The following is an 855-nucleotide window of genomic DNA, read 5'->3' on the forward strand; positions in this document are numbered from 1 at the left end:
GAGCCGCCTTCTGGTAGTCGGCATTGGCGTAGAGCGAGGAGCGCGTGCCGGGAGGAGCATTGGCCCAGCCTTCCTTCGAGGCGACCAGTTCGGCATAGTGCTTGCTGGTTGCCCAGGAGACGAACTTCTCGGCAGCATCCGCCTTCTGCGTGCCGGCGGGAATGGCCAGCGACCAGGCCCACAGCCAGTTGCCGCGCTTGCCCAGGCCATTGTCGGGTGCCAGCGCATAACCGACCTTGTCGGCGACGGTGGAGTTCTTCGGGTCCGATACGAAGGATGCGGCGACCGTGGCGTCGATCCACATGCCGCACTTGCCCTGCTGGAACAGCGCCAGGTTTTCGTTGAAGCCGTTGGACGATGCGCCCTCGGGACCGTCGGCCTTCATCAGGTCGACATAGAACTGCAGGGTGTTCTTCCATTCGGGCTGGTCGAACTGCGGCTTCCAGTTCTCGTCGAACCAGCGTGCGCCGAAGGAGTTCGACATGGCGGTCAGGAAAGCCATGTTCTCGCCCCAACCGGCCTTGCCGCGCAGGCAGACGCCGTTCACGCCATTGGCGCGGTCGGTCATCTTGTCGGCGGCCTGCTTGATGAAGTCCCAGGTCGGCGCRTCGGGCATCTTCAGCCCGGCCTTGTCCATCAGGTCCTTGCGGTACATGACGAAGGAGCTTTCGCCGTAGAAGGGCGCTGCATAGAGCTTGCCATCAACCGAAAGACCGCCTGATATGGCCGGGATGATGTCCTTGGCGTCATAGTCGTCGCCGAGCTTGTCGAGCGGCAGAAGCCAGCTCTGCTTGGCCCAGATCGTAACTTCATAGGTGCCGATCGTCTTCACGTCATACTGGCCGCCCTTGGTGG

1 protein-coding gene is annotated in these 855 nt (G+C 62.6%); it reads right to left on the reverse strand.

The annotated features are described in order from the left end of the window. Window positions 1-855: ABC transporter substrate-binding protein (locus tag ACXJ7R_RS34745; RefSeq protein ID WP_457155740.1), on the reverse strand; the 855-nt coding region annotated here is incomplete at both ends.

The organism is Mesorhizobium sp. P5_C1 (genome assembly GCF_054049815.1).